The sequence below is a fragment of the Kosakonia beeri genome (assembly GCF_054165705.1).
On sequence record NZ_CM135106.1, the window covers coordinates 1,231,607 to 1,248,172 of the forward strand.

The window sequence follows — 16,566 nt, forward strand, 5'->3', positions numbered from 1 at the left end:
TGTATGGGAAGGAGGCTTTTTTATGTCTATCGCAGAGTGTCGGGTTTTCCCGACAATGACCGTTTCAATATGTCTCCAAAAGGCGACATTTAATGTATTGATTATAAACATCTTATTATTTGGAGTGGGTGGGTGTTGTTAAACAGAGACACTGTGCTGAAAAGATACACATTTGGATGTTTATAATCATAAATATAAAATTATTATTAATCATTGACTTAAATTATTTGTTTGCGAGTTGGCATAATACATGCATAATAATAAGCAGTGGCTCATTCACCTTCTTATGTCAGCCCCTTCGGGACGTGCTACATAAACTTCGAATGACGCACTTAAAGGTGCCTGCCGTCCACCTGCTGATAATAGCGCTGCTTTATCAGGCTTCGGGCGAAACGTCGAGTTAGGCACCGCCTAATTTTATAACAGAGCCGGGCTTATGCCCGGCTTTGTTGTTTCTGGCTTTCCCCCGGCACATTACTCAGCTAGCATCCCTGTACCTTTTCTTGCGAGAGTATGGCCTTGAAACGTTGGTTTGTTTTTCCCCGCTCGCTACGCCAGTTGGTGATGATGGCGTTCTTACTGATTTTGTTACCGTTGCTGGTGCTCGCCTGGCAGGCGTGGCAAAGCCTGAACGCGCTTAGCGCACAGGCCTTACAGACCAACCGCACCACACTTATTGATGCCCGTCGCAGTGAAGCTATGACCAACGCAGCGCTGGAAATGGAACGCAGCTATCGCCAGTACTGTGTGCTGGATGATGCCACGCTGGCCGGGGTTTATCAGAACCAGCGCAAACGCTACAGCGAAATGCTCGATGCGCATGCCGGCGTACTGCCGGATAACAAACTCTATGAAGCGTTGCGCCAGGATCTTAGCGATCTGGCACAGTTGCAGTGTAAAAACAGCGGTCCCTCCGCGGCCGCGTCGGAAAGGCTGGAAGCGTTTGCGGCGGCGAATACTGAAATGGTGCAATCGACCCGCGCCGTGGTCTTCTCTCGCGGGCAGCAACTGCAACTGGAAATCGCTGAGCGTGGCCAGTTTTTTGGCTGGCAGGCATTGGTGCTGTTTTTAGTCAGTCTGGGGCTGGTTTTACTGTTCACCCGTATGATCATCGGCCCGGTAAAGGGCATTGAACGCATGATCAACCGGCTGGGGGAAGGGCGCTCGCTGGGGAATACCGTGGTGTTTAAAGGCCCCCGCGAGTTGCGCTATGTCGGTGAACGGATCATCTGGTTGAGCGAAAGGCTGGCCTGGCTGGAGTCGCAACGGCATCAATTCTTGCGTCATCTCTCTCATGAGCTCAAAACGCCCCTCGCCAGCATGCGTGAAGGTACGGAACTGCTTGCCGATGAAGTGGTCGGGCCGTTGACGGCGGAGCAGAAAGAAGTTGTCGAGATCCTGGATGCCAGCAGCCGCAATCTGCAAAAATTAATTGAGCAATTGCTGGACTATAACCGCAAGCTGGCGGATGGGGCAGTGAAGCTTGAAGAGGTGGAGATTGCGCCGCTGGTGGAGATGGTTGTCTCCGCCCACAGTTTGCCGGCGCGGGCAAAAATGATGCACACCGAGGTGGCGCTGGACGTGGCGACCTGCCAGGCTGAACCCATGTTACTGATGAGCGTGCTGGATAATCTTTATTCCAACGCGGTGCACTATGGTGCTGAATCCGGTAACATTTATCTGCACAGCTATACTGCCGGCGCGCGGCTCTTTATTGAGGTGGCAAATACCGGTACCCCGATCCCTGAGGCAGAGCGCGATATGATCTTTGAGCCCTTTTTTCAGGGCAGCCATCAACGAAAAGGAGCGGTAAAAGGCAGCGGGTTAGGGCTTAGCATTGCCAGAGATTGTATTCGCCGCATGCAGGGCGAATTGCACTTGGTGAGCGACAGCAAAGCCGACGTCTGTTTCCGCATTGCGTTACCGCTCAACGTGCCGGAAAAAATAGCTTAAATGAACCTGGACCTGGTAAGTATGTCGCATCTTTTTTCTCGCGTGATTAACGCGGTTTCACAGCCTCCGAAATGGCTGCGTCTTTTTCCCTGCCTGCTGCTGGCGGGGTGCGTGGCGCAAAAGCCGCAAAGCGCCATTCATAATGGCCAGGAAGAACGCCTCCCGGAACAGCAACTGGCGGATTTTTTGTCCACCGATTGTGATGATATCTGGCTTCTGTCAGGCCCGCATGTTGACACCAACCCCCTTTACTGGCTGCGTGCCATGGACTGCGCTCAGCGTTTAGCGCCAGCCGCAGCGCGGGCGGAAGCACGTGCCTGGGCAGACGACACCTGGCCGTCCACCTTCCGCCGTGGGGTTTTGCTGTCCAGCGCGAAAATCTCGCCGCTGGAGCGTCGCGATTACAGCGTACGGCTGGATGCGCTCAGCCCGTCAATTCCTGCGCAGGTTCGCCCGCTGTTTCAGCTCTGGCGCGATGGCGAAATGCTGCAACTCCAGTTAGCGGAGGAGCGCAGCCGCTATAGCAAATTGCAACAGTCTACTGACGGCGAGCTGGATAGCTTGCGTCAGCAGCAGCAATACCTGCGCGAACAACTCGATACCACGACACGTAAGCTGGAAACGCTGACCGATATTGAACGGCGGCTCTCCACGCGTAAACCTGCCACAGGCGATATGCCGGATAGCGTCCGCCCCTCTAAAAGCGATGGGGATCAGGAGGAAGTGAAACCATGACAAACCGCAAACCCGCCCATTTGCTGCTGGTGGACGATGATCCTGGCCTGCTGAAATTGCTGGGGCTGCGCCTCACCAGCGAGGGTTACAGTATCGTCACGGCAGAAAGTGGGCAGGAAGGGTTGCGTATTCTCGCGCGCGAGAAAGTGGATCTGGTGATCAGCGACCTGCGAATGGATGAAATGGACGGCATGCAGTTGTTTGCTGAAATCCAGCGCGTGCAACCGGGAATGCCGGTCATCATTCTGACGGCGCATGGATCCATCCCGGATGCGGTAGCGGCTACGCAACAGGGCGTGTTTAGTTTCCTGACCAAGCCTGTTGATAAAGATGCGCTCTACAAGGCCATTGATGAAGCGCTGGAACATCGTGGCCCGGCCTCGGATGATCAATGGCGAGAAAGCATTGTTACCCGCAGCCCGCTGATGTTGCGTTTGCTGGAGCAGGCCCGGATGGTGGCCCAGTCGGATGTCAGCGTGCTGATTAACGGGCAAAGCGGCACCGGCAAAGAGATCCTCGCGCAGGCGATCCATAATGCCAGCCCGCGCAGTAAAAGCGCTTTTATTGCCATTAACTGCGGTGCATTACCGGAACAATTGCTGGAATCAGAACTGTTTGGCCATGCGCGCGGCGCGTTTACCGGCGCGGTAAGCAGCCGCGAAGGGCTGTTCCAGGCGGCGGAAGGCGGCACGTTATTTCTTGATGAGATAGGCGACATGCCGATCCCGTTACAGGTCAAGCTGCTGCGCGTGTTACAGGAGCGTAAGGTTCGCCCGCTTGGCAGTAACCGCGATATCGATATTAATGTGCGGATTATCTCGGCAACACACCGCGATTTACCGAAAGCGATGGAGCGCGGCGAGTTTCGCGAAGATCTGTTCTATCGCCTTAACGTGGTAAACCTCAAACTTCCGGCACTGGCGGAGCGGGCAGAAGATATTCCGCTGCTGGCCACTCATCTGTTGCGGCAGTCTGCAGCCCGTCATAAACCCTTTGTGCGCGCTTTTTCCACCGATGCAATGAAGCGGCTGATGACCGCCAGCTGGCCAGGTAATGTGCGCCAGTTGGTCAACGTCATTGAGCAATGTGTGGCGCTGACCTCGTCGCCGGTGATCAGCGATGCGCTGGTTGAACAAGCGCTGGAAGGCGAAAATACGGCGCTGCCGACTTTTGTTGAAGCGCGTAACCAGTTTGAACTTAACTACCTGCGTAAGCTTTTGCAGATCACCAAAGGCAATGTGACGCACGCCGCTCGCATGGCCGGGCGTAACCGTACTGAATTTTACAAATTACTCTCACGGCATGAACTGGACGCCAACGACTTTAAAGAGTAATGGCGTAGTGATTATGATACTGTGAGCAACCGATTACGATGCCGCTGACTGACAAGAGCGTTTAAGGACCGACCATGAAAAAGATTGATGCGATTATTAAACCTTTCAAACTGGATGATGTGCGTGAAGCCCTGGCTGAAGTCGGCATCACCGGCATGACAGTGACTGAGGTGAAGGGTTTTGGTCGCCAGAAAGGCCACACAGAACTCTACCGCGGTGCGGAATACATGGTGGACTTTCTGCCAAAAGTGAAAATTGAAATCGTGGTGACTGACGATATCGTCGATACCTGCGTTGATACCATTATCCGCACGGCTCAGACCGGTAAAATTGGCGACGGCAAAATTTTCGTCTTTGACGTGGCGCGTGTAGTCCGTATCCGTACTGGCGAAGAAGACGACGCGGCAATCTGATGTTTCACCCTCACCCCGCAGGGTGAGGGTTCCCCTCTTACAACACCTTATGCGGCCCGAAACATTCGTAGTGGATATTCGCTTTCGCAACACCCAGCGCCACCAGTTGTTGGGCGGCGAACTGCATAAAACCTACCGGTCCGCAGAGATAAAATTGCATTTCCGGGTCGCTAAACTTAGCTTCCAGCGGCGTTAAATCCATCAATCCTTCGCTATTGAAGCGCCCGGCGCTGCGATCTGCCTCATCCGGCTGACGGTACCAGACATGCTGATAGAAGCGCGCCAGCGATGACCCCTGTTTGCTGACTTCATCAGCGAATGCATGCAACTGGCCGTTGTCGGCTGCGTGGAACCAATTAACCTGCGCAACATGGTCTGAATGAGCCAGGTGGTCGAGCATGGCCAGCATCGGGGTTTGCCCCACTCCTGCTGAAATCAACGTTACTGGCGTTTCGCGGCTGACCGCCATAAAGAAATCCCCGGCTGGCGCCGCCAGGTGAATAATATCGCCAGGCTTCGCTTCGTTGTGTAACCAGTTGGATACCTGACCACCTTCTTCGCGCTTCACGGCAATGCGGTAACTCTTGCCGTTTAGCTGGCGAGTCAGCGAGTACTGGCGGATCTCCTGGTGAGCAAAACCTGCTGGTTTCAGCCAGACACCGAGATACTGCCCCGGCTGATAGGCCGCAACAGGTTTGTCGTCCAACGGAGCAAATTCAAAACTGGTGATCGCCGCGCTTTGCGGGACTTTCGCCAGCAGGCGGAATGCGCGGGTACCTTTCCAGCCGCCTTCTTTTTCCGCATGTTCGCTGTAGATCTGCGCTTCACGGTTGATAAAGACGCCCGCCAGCACGCCATACGCTTTACCCCAGGCATCCAGTACCTCCTGGCCGGGGCTGAACATCTCATCCAGCGTTGCCAACAGGTGCGTGCCGACAATGTTGTACTGTTCAGGCTGGATTTGGAAACTGGTGTGCTTCTGCGCGATCTTTTCCACCGCTGGCAGCAAGGCCGCGAGGTTGTCGATATTGCTGGCGTAGGCGGCAATAGCGTTAAACAGCGCTTCACGCTGATCGCCATTGCGCTGGTTGCTCATGTTGAAAATCTCTTTCAGTTCCGGGTTGTGGCTGAACATCCGGTCGTAAAAATGGGCGGTAAGTTTGGGGCCGGTGGCCGCCAGCAGGGGGAGGGTGGATTTAACCGTAGCGATGGTTTGAGCGTCGAGCATGGTGACTTCCTATAACGATGATCATTTAAAGTTGTATTTTAAATGCATCTTATAGCGCGCCCCATCGCCTTGTAAAGAGCCGACAATGTAAAGGGATTTAGAAAGTGAATACGTTGCATCACAAACCTGAAAAGAAATCCGCTTTCCCGGGGATGTGTGTTTTCGCTCAAACCCTTGCCAGGCTTGAAGCCAATCGTTTGCGTAAAAAGCTTTGTCAAGACCTGTTATCAGAATATTAATCAGTTATACTGTGAGCCGTTCCCCAAATTGGGCCCTCGTTTAGAGTTGTTTTGTTAGCTGAGTCAGGAGATGCGGATGTTAAAGCGTGAAATGAACATTGCCGATTATGATGCCGAACTGTGGCAGGCTATGGAGCAGGAAAAAGTACGTCAGGAAGAACACATTGAACTGATCGCCTCCGAAAACTACACCAGCCCGCGTGTAATGCAGGCTCAGGGTTCTCAGCTGACGAACAAATATGCCGAAGGCTATCCGGGCAAACGCTATTATGGCGGCTGTGAATATGTCGACATCGTTGAACAACTGGCTATCGACCGTGCGAAAGAGCTGTTCGGCGCGGATTACGCCAACGTTCAGCCGCACTCCGGCTCACAGGCCAACTTCGCTGTTTACACTTCTCTTCTGGAGCCGGGCGATACCGTGCTTGGCATGAACCTGGCGCACGGCGGCCACCTGACTCACGGCTCCCCGGTGAACTTCTCCGGCAAGCTGTACAACATCGTTCCTTACGGTATCGATGAAACGGGTCATATCGATTACAACGATCTGAACGAGCAGGCGCAGAAGCATAAACCGAAAATGATTATCGGTGGCTTCTCGGCGTACTCTGGTGTGGTTGACTGGGCAAAAATGCGTGAAATCGCTGACAGCATCGGCGCGTATCTGTTCGTAGATATGGCGCATGTTGCCGGTCTGGTGGCGGCGGGCGTTTACCCGAACCCGGTTCCGCATGCTCACGTTGTGACCACCACAACGCACAAAACGCTGGCAGGCCCGCGCGGGGGCTTGATTCTGGCGAAAGGCGGTAGCGAAGAGCTGTATAAGAAACTGAATTCAGCCGTGTTCCCTGGCGGCCAGGGCGGCCCTCTGATGCACGTTATCGCGGGTAAAGCGGTGGCGCTGAAAGAAGCGATGGAACCTGAGTTCAAAACCTACCAGCAGCAGGTTGCGAAAAACGCCAAAGCGATGGTGGAAGTGTTCCTGAGCCGTGGCTATAAAGTGGTTTCCGGCGGTACCGATAACCACCTGTTCCTGCTGGATCTGGTGGACAAGAACCTGACCGGTAAAGAAGCGGATGCCGCGCTGGGCCGCGCTAACATTACTGTTAATAAAAACAGTGTCCCGAACGATCCGAAAAGCCCGTTCGTCACTTCCGGTATCCGTATCGGTAGCCCGGCTGTGACCCGTCGTGGTTTTAAAGAAGCTGAAGTGAAAGAACTGGCTGGCTGGATGTGTGACGTGCTGGACAGCATTAACGACGAAGCGGTGATTGAACGCACCAAACAGAAAGTGCTGGATATCTGCGCCCGCTTCCCGGTTTACGCATAATATCTTGTAATATAAAGAAAAAGCCCCTTTATGGGGCTTTTTTTATGCCTCATAGCAGCCCGACGTAGCCGTGAATACCCATATAGATCCCCACCAGAGCAATCAGCGCACTGGAAAAGTAGGGGGCTTTACGGGCCAGCGTATTAAAACCGGACCAGCGCTTTGCTGCCTGCCGGACGCTAACGGCAGCACCCACGCCGACGGCGACCAACGTTAATGCCAGGCCAATGCTGAAACAGATCACCAGCGTGGCGCCCAGCGTCAGGGCTTTAAGCTGGATACAGATCAACAGGATAGTGATTGCTGCCGGGCAGGGGATCAGCCCGCCAGTCAGGCCGAACAGCAGGATCTGACCATTCGTTACCGTACCGCCGCGAAAGCGCCGTTCAATATCCCGGGCGTGCGCCCGTTCGTGCGCATCCTGATACTCCTCTTCCTTAGTTTGCAGGCGTAGGGTGCGGATCGTCGGCTGCGCGCGTACCGCCAGGGGTTGAGGCTGAAATATCAATCTGTTGTGGGAAGATGCATGCTCATGATGATGAGCATCGTGGTCATGATCATGGTGGTGATGCCCGTTACGCCAGGCGCTTTCTCCTTGCCAGGTGCGCCAGAACATCCAGCCAGCCGTGCTCAGAATGACTAACGCAGAAACCATTTGCAGCCAGGGCTCCACCGATTGCGCAGTAAATTTCTGGCTAATAAACATCCCGCCCAGGGCGATAAGCCACACCACAGCGGTATGAGAAACGGTTGCTGCCAGTCCCAGCATGATGGCCTGTTTGATAGTGCCTTTTATGGCGATGATAAATGCCGCCATCATCGTTTTCGAATGCCCAGGTTCCAGGCCATGCAGCGCGCCAAGCAGTATTGCACTGGGAATAAAAAACCAGGCATTCCCTTGCTGAAGAAGGAGGGTGAAGTCATTCATGAGAATAATTCTTGGTAACATTTTGTGGTCTGGAATTTACTCCCCCCCAGTAAAAAATACTACCCCCCAGTAGAAATAAACTCCCCCCCAGTTGATGCATGGTATGCTGTCGCCCGTTTCGCACTGTTGAGTTGAGGGCTGTATGTCGCACACCATTCGGGATAAACGAAAACTGAAAGCGCGGGCGAGCAAAATCGAAGGGCAGGTAGCCGCACTGAAAAAAATGCTCGATGAACCCCATGAATGCGCACAAGTTTTACAACAAATTGCTGCTATCCGCGGTGCCGTCAATGGCCTAATGCGTGAAGTGATCAAAGGTCATTTGACGGAGCATATTGTTCATCAAAGCGATGAGATCAAACGCGAATCAGACCTGGATGTGGTCTTAAGCGTGCTGGATTCTTATATCCGCTAGCGTGTCGTTCCTTGTTATCTGATTGTTACTTGCCAGCCTGCTCATTTGCCGCCAGACTATCGCCACCATTCAGGAGGAAATCATGGTTCTGCAGTCCACGCGCTGGCTGGCGCTCGCTTATTTCACCTACTTTTTCAGTTACGGCATTTTCTTACCTTTCTGGAGCGTCTGGCTTAAAGGCGTGGGATTAACCCCGGAAATCATCGGTATGTTGCTGGGCGCAGGCCTGGTGGCGCGTTTTCTCGGCAGCTTGTTGATTGCCCCGCGTGTCAGCGATCCTTCCCGTCTTATCACCGCGTTACGTTTGCTGGCGCTGGCGAGTCTGTTATTTGCGCTGGCGTTCTACGCCGGAAGTCACATTGCCTGGCTGACAGTGGTGATTGTCGGTTTTAACCTTTTCTTCTCGCCGTTGGTTCCGCTGACCGATGCGCTGGCGGGCACGTGGCAAAAACAGTTCACCATGGATTATGGCCGGGTGCGGGTATGGGGATCGATTGCGTTTGTGATCGGTTCGGCACTGACCGGTAAACTGGTCAGTTTATATGATTACCGGGCGATCCTTGCGATGCTGACCCTTGGAGCGGCTTCCATGCTGCTGGGCATGCTGCTGCGTCCCTCTATTTTGCCGCAGGGCGAAACTCGCCAACAGGAAGGTGCTGGCTGGGCCGCGTGGCGTTCGCTGATCATGCAGAACTGGCGTTTCCTTGCCTGCGTATCGTTGTTACAGGGCGCACATGCTGCCTATTACGGTTTTAGCGCCATTTACTGGCAATCCGCCGGTTATTCAGCCTCTACAGTAGGTTATCTCTGGTCGTTAGGCGTGGTGGCGGAGGTGGTTATCTTTACCCTGAGCAACCGTCTCTTCCGCCGCTTCAGCGCACGGGATCTGCTGCTGCTTTCTGCCGCGTCGGGGCTGGTGCGCTGGAGCCTGATGGGCTGGACGACCGACCTGCCATGGTTGATTGTTGCGCAAATTCTGCACTGCGGCACCTTTACTGTCTGCCATCTCGCGGGCATGCGTTATATCTCGGCGCGCAAAGGCAGCGAAGTGATCCGTTTGCAGGCAGTCTACTCTGCGGTGGCAATGGGGGGGAGCATCGCGTTAATGACCATGTTTGCCGGTTTCCTGTTCGAACATCTGCACCAGGGGCTATTTGGGATCATGGCGCTGCTGGCGATCCCGGCGGTCTTCCTGCGTCCGAAAGTTACCGCACAGCAGCCAGTGGAGAGTTAACACTCCAGCATGTCGCGAATATGCTGCTGCTGTTGCGCGCTTAACGGGCCATCGGTGTGGATCAGCGGTGGCGAAAAGAGCGGTAGCGGCGTGGTATAAGGCGTGATGATTAATGTTACGTCGCGCGGCGCGCCCTGCTGGCGAAACTCCGCCAGCGACAGGTATTTAATGTTGAGCGGCAGCAGCGTTAACTCGCGCAGCTGCTGTTCAATCTGCCGTTCCCGCGCGCTGTCGTCGCCAGTGATAAGCATCACCTGTTTTTCATGCAGATCACTTTCCTGCATTAGCCATGCACCAAAAATCACCGCCACCAGCCCGGCCTCTTCATCGCTGAACCGTAAATTATACTCCTCTTCCAGCTCCTCCAGCGCATCGCGGGTGGTGCGCATCAGGCGCGGGTAGAGTTGGTGGATCTCCTCAGGCAGGCTGTTATCAATGCCAATGCCAAACAGGCTGCGGTCCAGCGCCTGGGCCAGGTGGATATAGAGCTGGGCCGTCAGCCCCTGCTCATCGCTAAAGCGTAAGCCCGCCAGCGCCCGAAAGCGCGCTATCATCCGGCGAATCGCCTTTTGTAAGCGCCGATCCTGATGATGCGTGTCACGCAATGGATCGGGGATACGCACCAGCATAAACAGCAGAGACAAAAACAGGTGCTCATTGGCCTGAGGATGGGCAATGACCCGCCGTTGCCAGTGGCGCACAATGTCCTGCGCGACAGCATACTCGGCGCGTAACTGCGCCCAGCTCTGCTGTTCCGGGTTGAATTCCGGTGTGTGGCCGTGGTGGTTTTGCAACAGGCAATACTGTAAATAGAGACGCAAAAATTGCATATCCCGGCATTCAAAAGAGCGTTGCAGGCGGCGGGCGCACAGGTTAATCAGGGCGCGCAGGTTGGTATCGTCATACAACGTCCGGGTAATGCCTTGTTGCTTAAGCGCGGTTTTTAGCGCCGGGGTGAAGTGTTGCGTGATAAATTGCGGGCACAGCCGCAGTGCCCGCCGGAGCCAGTGCAGCAGGCATAAGCGTTGATCGAGCGTTGCGCCTTCAATCCGGTAGCTGCCATTGTGGTGCGGCACAATCGAAAGCCGGTGGTAACGGCGGATCTCATTCTCCATCTCGACAAGATCCTGGCGTGCCACAGCGTCATCCACACCGTTAATGGTGATGATATGTTCCATTGTGACATTTTGCCCGGGGAGCGCGAGCATCAGCAGTACCTGGCAGCGTCGCTGCGGACTGGAGAGCGCAGATGGCGGGGCCATTACAATTGTCATCTGTCAGATTCCAGTTAGGGTTTTAGATAAGCGTAGTTAAAGCTATGCTCAGTGACAGCGCAGCCGCAGCGCTTTCCTTCAGGAATGCCGGGGAACATCACAGAATTTTTCACGTGGGGAATACATGCAAGCAGTTAAACAATGCGCCTGGGGTCTCTTTCTCGCGCTTTTATCTTTTACTGTGGCCGCGCATCCGCACAGTTTTATTCGCATGAAAACGCAGGTGTTAGTCGATAACGGAAACTTTACCGGCTTGAAAATGCACTGGACGATGGACGAGATCACCTCCGCAGACCTGCTTTATGATGCGGGCAATGCGCAACCAGGTGAAGAGATTTGGAAAAAACTGGCGGCAGAAGTGATGGCTAACGTGTTAGGGCAACACTACTTCACTGAAGTCTGGCATAACGGACAAAAAGTGAAGTTTCTGAATCGCCCCACGGAATATGGTCTGGCGCGACAAGGGCACAAGGCGGTGCTGACCTTTATTTTGCCGCTGGCAGAGCCGCAGCCTGTGCGCGGCCAGAAATTCACGTTTGCGACGTTTGACCCGACTTACTATGTTGATATGAGCTATGACCATGACGGTGATGTGACCCTGCCCAATGGGCTGCAAACGCCGTGTGCGGTAAGTGTTCACACGCCAAAACCGGGGGAAGAGGTTCTGAACTACGCCCAGTCGCTGGATAAAGAAGATGCACCAGAGGAAGATATGGAACTCGGTAAACAATTCGCCCAGACGGTGACGCTGTTATGTCAGTGATCTCGCTAAATCGGGCAGGTAAACGGCGTTGGGTGCCATGGTGGCCGCTGGCGCTGTTTGCGCTCTGTGCCCTCAGCGGTGACTTCTGGCTGTGGCACGCGTGGCCACACGTGATGATGAAAAGCGTGGTCTGGCAGCGTGACATGAATATGCAAATGAGCACGCTACTTCAGCGTGTTGCGGAAAACCCCGGCAAAGCGGGAGGAACACTGCTGCTGTTCAGCTTTTTATATGGCGTGCTGCACGCTTTAGGTCCAGGGCACGGCAAAGTGGTGATCACGACCTGGCTTGCCACCCACCCCTCAAAACTGCGAGCCGGCATTGCGCTCACGCTGGCTTCATCTTTATTGCAAGGCGTAGTGGCGATTGCGCTGGTGGTCGTGGTGCTGAGTGTTCTGGCGTTGCCGGCGCGGCAACTGCATCTCAGTGGTTACTGGCTGGAAAAGGGCAGTTATCTGCTGGTAGGCACGCTGGGGCTGTTACTGTGTTTCCGTGCGCTTAAAAAACTGCGCATGCTGCTAAGGAAACCGACATTTCGCGCTTTTACCCCTCAGCATGTACACCATGACGGCTGTAGCTGCGGGCATCACCATTTGCCTGACACTTCGCAATTGCACAACAGCGAAGACTGGCGTGCGCGGTGTGTGATTGTCCTGTCAATGGGAATGCGACCCTGTTCCGGGGCGATAATGGTGCTGTTGTTCAGTAAGGTGATCGGGGTGTTTAGCTGGGGTGTGTTGTCTGCGCTGGCGATGGCGGCGGGCACCTCGCTGACCATCAGTTCGCTGGCGCTGCTGGTTCATGGTTTCCGTCAACTGGCGGTAAAACTGAGCGGTGATCGGGCACCTGTGCTGTGGCGGCAGGTAGGCTGGACGACGCTGGCGTTGGCGGGGGGCGTGGCGCTGATTAGCGCAGCGATGGTGATGTGGGTCAGTGCATTACCACCGGGCGGCGGATTACGACCCTTTTAACGCTGCCAGTAGGTGAACAAGCCCGATAAGCGACATGCCATCGGGCCTGCCATATCTTAGCGTTTCAGCGCGTCGCTCAGTTCGTCGCGCATATTCGCCAGCATGGATTTCACAACGCGTGGGTTACCGGCAACAATGTTGCCCGTCATCATGTAGTTGTGACCGCCGGTGAAATCACACACCAGACCGCCTGCTTCACGAACCAGCAGTTCGCCAGCCGCAAAGTCCCACGGTTTGAGAGCAATTTCAAAGAAACCATCAACACGGCCAGCAGCCACATAGGCGAGATCCAGCGCGGCAGAACCGGTGCGGCGGAAGTCAGCGCATTCGGTAAACAGTTTACCGACAATGTTCATATATGTGGTGGCGTGTTGTTTGGCTTTGAACGGGAAACCGGTCGCCAGGATGGTGCCATCCAGATCGCGAGCGGTGCTGCCGCGCAGGCGGTAGCCATTCAGCTGCGCGCCCTGGCCACGGGTCGCGGTGAACAGCTCGTTACGCATAGGATCGTAAACCACAGCCACTTCAGTACGGCCTTTAATGCGCACAGCGATAGAGACCGCGAAGTGCGGCAGACGTTTGATAAAGTTGGTGGTGCCATCCAGGGGATCGATAACCCATTGTACATCCTGGTCAGCGCCTTCGTGCTCACCACTCTCTTCGGTGATGATGGTGTGTTGCGGGTAAGATTTGCGGATGGTGTCAATAATCACTGCTTCTGCAGCTTTATCAACGTTAGTCACGAAATCATTGCTGCCTTTCTGGCTGGTTTCTACGGTGTCAGGGGTTTCGTAGTTTTTGGCAATTAAATTACCCGCCTTGCGCGCAGCACGCACGGCGATGTTCAGCATCGGATGCATCGGTCTCTCTCACTGGATGTTAAAGAACGGAAAACGGCGCGTATGATAGCAGCGAATTCGGAATATGTCTTCGCTTTATGCTAATATGCGCCAATTATCTTTAGCCGTAGAAAATCTATGCTGCAAAATATTCGAATCGTGCTGGTGGAAACCTCTCACACTGGCAACATGGGCTCTGTCGCCCGCGCTATGAAAACAATGGGATTAACCAACCTGTGGCTGGTCAATCCTCTGGTCAAACCGGATTCACAGGCTATCGCGCTGGCTGCCGGTGCCAGTGACGTCATTGGCAATGCCCAAATCGTTGATACACTGGACGAAGCGCTGGCCGGTTGTAGCCTTGTGGTTGGCACCAGCGCGCGTTCACGTACGCTGCCGTGGCCGATGCTCGATCCGCGCGAATGCGGCCTGAAAAGTGTGGCGGAAGCCACGCACGCGCCGGTTGCGCTGGTGTTTGGCCGCGAACGCGTTGGCCTGACCAATGATGAATTGCAGAAGTGCCACTATCATGTCGCGATTGCAGCAAACCCGGAATACAGCTCGCTTAACCTGGCTATGGCCGTGCAGGTGATCGCTTATGAAGTGCGGATGGCCTGGCTTGCCGCGCAGGAAAGCGCTACGCCGTCACAACCAGAAGAGACGCCTTACCCGCTGGTGGACGATCTGGAGCGTTTTTATGGGCATCTCGAGCAAACGCTGCTGGCCACCGGTTTCATCCGTGAAAGCCACCCCGGCCAGGTGATGAACAAGTTGCGCCGGCTGTTTACCCGCGCCCGTCCGGAAAGCCAGGAACTGAATATCCTGCGCGGCATTCTGGCGTCAATTGAGCAGAATCAAAAGCCGTAGTGCTGACGCGCGGCGGGGCGTTACCTGGCCTGCCAGGCTGGGTAAGTCAGCGCCCGCGGGCATAAAATGACAAAGCACGAAAAGGCAAATACCTGACTAAAACAGTCAACTAAATAGTTGACCAATTTAGTCGGGAATGTCAGACTTGCGTCTGCTATGCAACCTTAACATTTTAATAATAATCCCCGGGCAGGGGCGAGTTCGAGGCTAGTAAGACATGAGACTGACATCTAAAGGGCGTTATGCCGTGACTGCAATGCTGGACGTTGCACTCAACTCCGAATCGGGCCCGGTGCCATTGGCCGATATTTCCGAGCGTCAGGGAATTTCTCTCTCCTACCTGGAGCAGTTGTTCTCCCGTCTGCGTAAAAATGGTCTGGTGGCCAGCGTGCGCGGCCCGGGCGGCGGTTATCTGCTGGGTAAAGACGCAAGCACTATCGCCGTAGGTGAAGTGATCAGTGCTGTTGACGAATCGGTAGACGCTACCCGTTGTCAGGGTAAAAGCGGCTGCCAGGGTGGCGATAAGTGCCTGACCCATGCGCTGTGGCGTGATCTGAGCGACCGTCTGACCGACTTTTTAAATAACATTACGCTGGGTGAACTGGTCAATAACCAGGAAATCCTTGACGTGTCCGATCGCCAGCATACTCACGAATCCCATCGCACGACCCGCGTACAAGACGCTATCGACGTTAAACTGCGCGCATAATAAAAAACAGAATTCAGAATCGGGCCAGGGCACGGTTGTGCCCTGTTAACACGGTCGTACATCCAGCCGGTTGCCTGATTCCTTGCATTAGAGCGATGTACGGAGTTTAAAAGAGCAATGAAATTACCGATCTATCTCGACTACTCCGCAACCACGCCGGTGGACCCGCGTGTTGCCGAGAAAATGATGCAGTTTCTTACCCTGGACGGGACCTTTGGTAACCCTGCTTCCCGTTCACACCGTTTTGGCTGGCAAGCTGAAGAAGCGGTAGATATCGCGCGTAATCAGATTGCTGAGCTGGTTGGCGCTGACCCGCGTGAAATTGTCTTCACCTCCGGTGCAACCGAATCCGACAACCTGGCGATTAAAGGTGCTGCCAACTTTTATCAGAAAAAAGGCAAGCACATCATCACCAGCAAAACTGAACATAAAGCTGTGCTGGACACTTGTCGCCAGCTGGAGCGTGAAGGTTTTGAAGTGACTTACCTCGCGCCACAAAGCAACGGCATTATTGACCTCAACGCGCTGGAAGCGGCGATGCGTGAAGACACCATCCTCGTTTCCATCATGCACGTGAATAACGAAATCGGCGTGGTGCAGGATATCGCGGCAATCGGCGAAATGTGCCGTGCCCGCGGCATTATCTACCATGTTGATGCTACCCAGAGCGTGGGTAAACTGCCTATCGATCTGAGCCAGCTGAAAGTCGATCTGATGTCCTTCTCCGGTCATAAAATCTATGGTCCGAAAGGCATTGGCGCACTGTACGTACAGCGTAAACCGCGTGTGCGTATCGAAGCGCAGATCCACGGTGGTGGACACGAGCGCGGCATGCGTTCCGGTACCCTGCCGGTTCACCAGATCGTTGGCATGGGCGAAGCCTATCGTATCGCCAAAGAAGAGATGACCACCGAGATGGAACGCCTGCGCGGTCTGCGTAGCCGTCTGTGGCATGGCATCAACGATATCGAAGAAGTTTACCTGAACGGTGACCTCGAGCACGGCGCGCCAAACATTCTCAACGTCAGCTTTAACTACGTTGAAGGCGAGTCGCTGATCATGGCGCTGAAAGATCTGGCTGTTTCTTCCGGTTCTGCCTGTACCTCTGCAAGCCTTGAACCGTCCTATGTGCTGCGCGCACTGGGTATGAATGACGAGCTGGCACATAGCTCGATCCGTTTCTCGCTGGGGCGTTTCACCACAGAAGAAGAGATCGACTACACCATCGAACTGGTGCGTAAATCCATTGGCCGTCTGCGCGAACTCTCTCCGCTGTGGGAAATGTTCAAACAGGGCGTGGACCTGACCACCATCGAATGGGCTCATCATTAATT

General features: G+C 54.5%; 16 protein-coding genes. 12 read left to right on the forward strand and 4 right to left on the reverse strand.

All coding sequences use genetic code 11. The features are described 5' to 3' along the window. The first annotated feature begins 519 nt into the window (after positions 1-519). The 4 genes from qseE to glnB all read left to right on the forward strand — a co-directional run bounded on the left by qseE (position 520) and on the right by glnB (position 4,435). Positions 520-1,953 (forward strand): two component system sensor histidine kinase QseE/GlrK, encoded by a 1,434-nt coding sequence (qseE, locus tag ACUY4S_RS06060; RefSeq protein WP_312690785.1) that lies wholly within the window; start codon positions 520-522, stop codon positions 1,951-1,953. Next, positions 1,954-2,688: a two-component system QseEF-associated lipoprotein QseG gene (gene qseG / locus ACUY4S_RS06065; RefSeq protein ID WP_458022238.1), complete on the forward strand. Its 735-nt coding sequence runs from the start codon at positions 1,954-1,956 to the stop codon at positions 2,686-2,688. Next, the gene (glrR, locus tag ACUY4S_RS06070) at positions 2,685-4,022 is read left to right on the forward strand and encodes a two-component system response regulator GlrR (RefSeq protein WP_458022237.1); all 1,338 of its coding nucleotides are present in this window, start codon (positions 2,685-2,687) and stop codon (positions 4,020-4,022) included. The genes qseG and glrR overlap by 4 nt, the downstream gene beginning before the upstream one ends. 74 nt (positions 4,023-4,096) lie before the next feature. Beyond that, positions 4,097-4,435, forward strand: coding sequence for a nitrogen regulatory protein P-II (gene glnB / locus ACUY4S_RS06075; RefSeq protein WP_002438074.1), 339 nt, complete (start codon positions 4,097-4,099; stop codon positions 4,433-4,435). Positions 4,436-4,472: 37 nt separating this feature from the next. Here the strand turns inward: glnB and hmpA are convergent, their stop codons facing one another. After that, complete coding sequence (gene hmpA / locus ACUY4S_RS06080; RefSeq protein WP_458022236.1) at positions 4,473-5,663, reverse strand: NO-inducible flavohemoprotein; 1,191 nt, start codon at positions 5,661-5,663, stop codon at positions 4,473-4,475. A gap of 315 nt (positions 5,664-5,978) precedes the next feature. Here hmpA and glyA point away from each other — a divergent pair, with 315 nt between their 5' ends. Then, a complete protein-coding gene (gene glyA, locus ACUY4S_RS06085; protein WP_043952673.1) occupies positions 5,979-7,232 on the forward strand; it encodes a serine hydroxymethyltransferase in 1,254 nt (417 codons plus the stop codon). 49 nt (positions 7,233-7,281) lie between these two features. Here the strand turns inward: glyA and ACUY4S_RS06090 are convergent, their stop codons facing one another. Beyond that, positions 7,282-8,160 (reverse strand): nickel/cobalt efflux protein RcnA, encoded by an 879-nt coding sequence (locus ACUY4S_RS06090; RefSeq protein WP_458022235.1) that lies wholly within the window; start codon positions 8,158-8,160, stop codon positions 7,282-7,284. Positions 8,161-8,302: 142 nt separating this feature from the next. Between ACUY4S_RS06090 and rcnR the strand changes: the two genes are divergently transcribed. Continuing rightward, positions 8,303-8,575, forward strand: a complete 273-nt coding sequence (gene rcnR / locus ACUY4S_RS06095; protein WP_312690720.1) for a Ni(II)/Co(II)-binding transcriptional repressor RcnR — start codon at positions 8,303-8,305, stop codon at positions 8,573-8,575. An 82-nt stretch (positions 8,576-8,657) separates the two neighbouring features. Further along, positions 8,658-9,809, forward strand: a complete 1,152-nt coding sequence (locus tag ACUY4S_RS06100; protein ID WP_458022234.1) for a 3-phenylpropionate MFS transporter — start codon at positions 8,658-8,660, stop codon at positions 9,807-9,809. On the opposite strand, the gene csiE is transcribed toward ACUY4S_RS06100, so the two are convergent. Beyond that, a complete protein-coding gene (csiE, locus tag ACUY4S_RS06105; protein ID WP_458022233.1) occupies positions 9,806-11,083 on the reverse strand; it encodes a stationary phase inducible protein CsiE in 1,278 nt (425 codons plus the stop codon). The genes ACUY4S_RS06100 and csiE overlap by 4 nt on opposite strands. A 124-nt stretch (positions 11,084-11,207) precedes the next feature. Here csiE and ACUY4S_RS06110 point away from each other — a divergent pair, with 124 nt between their 5' ends. Together ACUY4S_RS06110 and ACUY4S_RS06115 are read left to right on the forward strand one after the other, a co-directional pair. Further along, positions 11,208-11,846 carry a DUF1007 family protein gene (locus ACUY4S_RS06110; RefSeq protein WP_312690714.1) on the forward strand — a complete coding sequence of 213 codons (639 nt, stop codon included), beginning with the start codon at positions 11,208-11,210 and terminating at the stop codon, positions 11,844-11,846. Continuing rightward, positions 11,837-12,817: a nickel/cobalt transporter gene (locus ACUY4S_RS06115; RefSeq protein ID WP_458022232.1), complete on the forward strand. Its 981-nt coding sequence runs from the start codon at positions 11,837-11,839 to the stop codon at positions 12,815-12,817. Before ACUY4S_RS06110 ends, ACUY4S_RS06115 begins: the two co-directional genes overlap by 10 nt. A 56-nt stretch (positions 12,818-12,873) precedes the next feature. Here ACUY4S_RS06115 and suhB read toward each other — a convergent pair whose 3' ends face one another. Next, the gene (gene suhB, locus ACUY4S_RS06120) at positions 12,874-13,677 is read right to left on the reverse strand and encodes an inositol-1-monophosphatase (RefSeq protein ID WP_263099779.1); all 804 of its coding nucleotides are present in this window, start codon (positions 13,675-13,677) and stop codon (positions 12,874-12,876) included. 117 nt (positions 13,678-13,794) lie between these two features. On the opposite strand from suhB, the gene trmJ reads away from it, so the two are divergent. The 3 genes from trmJ to iscS all read left to right on the forward strand — a co-directional run bounded on the left by trmJ (position 13,795) and on the right by iscS (position 16,564). After that, positions 13,795-14,523 (forward strand): tRNA (cytosine(32)/uridine(32)-2'-O)-methyltransferase TrmJ, encoded by a 729-nt coding sequence (gene trmJ, locus ACUY4S_RS06125; RefSeq protein ID WP_312690706.1) that lies wholly within the window; start codon positions 13,795-13,797, stop codon positions 14,521-14,523. 217 nt (positions 14,524-14,740) lie between these two features. Next, complete coding sequence (gene iscR, locus ACUY4S_RS06130; protein ID WP_312690704.1) at positions 14,741-15,232, forward strand: Fe-S cluster assembly transcriptional regulator IscR; 492 nt, start codon at positions 14,741-14,743, stop codon at positions 15,230-15,232. A 117-nt stretch (positions 15,233-15,349) separates the two neighbouring features. Further along, the gene (iscS, locus tag ACUY4S_RS06135) at positions 15,350-16,564 is read left to right on the forward strand and encodes a cysteine desulfurase (RefSeq protein ID WP_312690703.1); all 1,215 of its coding nucleotides are present in this window, start codon (positions 15,350-15,352) and stop codon (positions 16,562-16,564) included. Positions 16,565-16,566 lie beyond the last annotated feature (2 nt).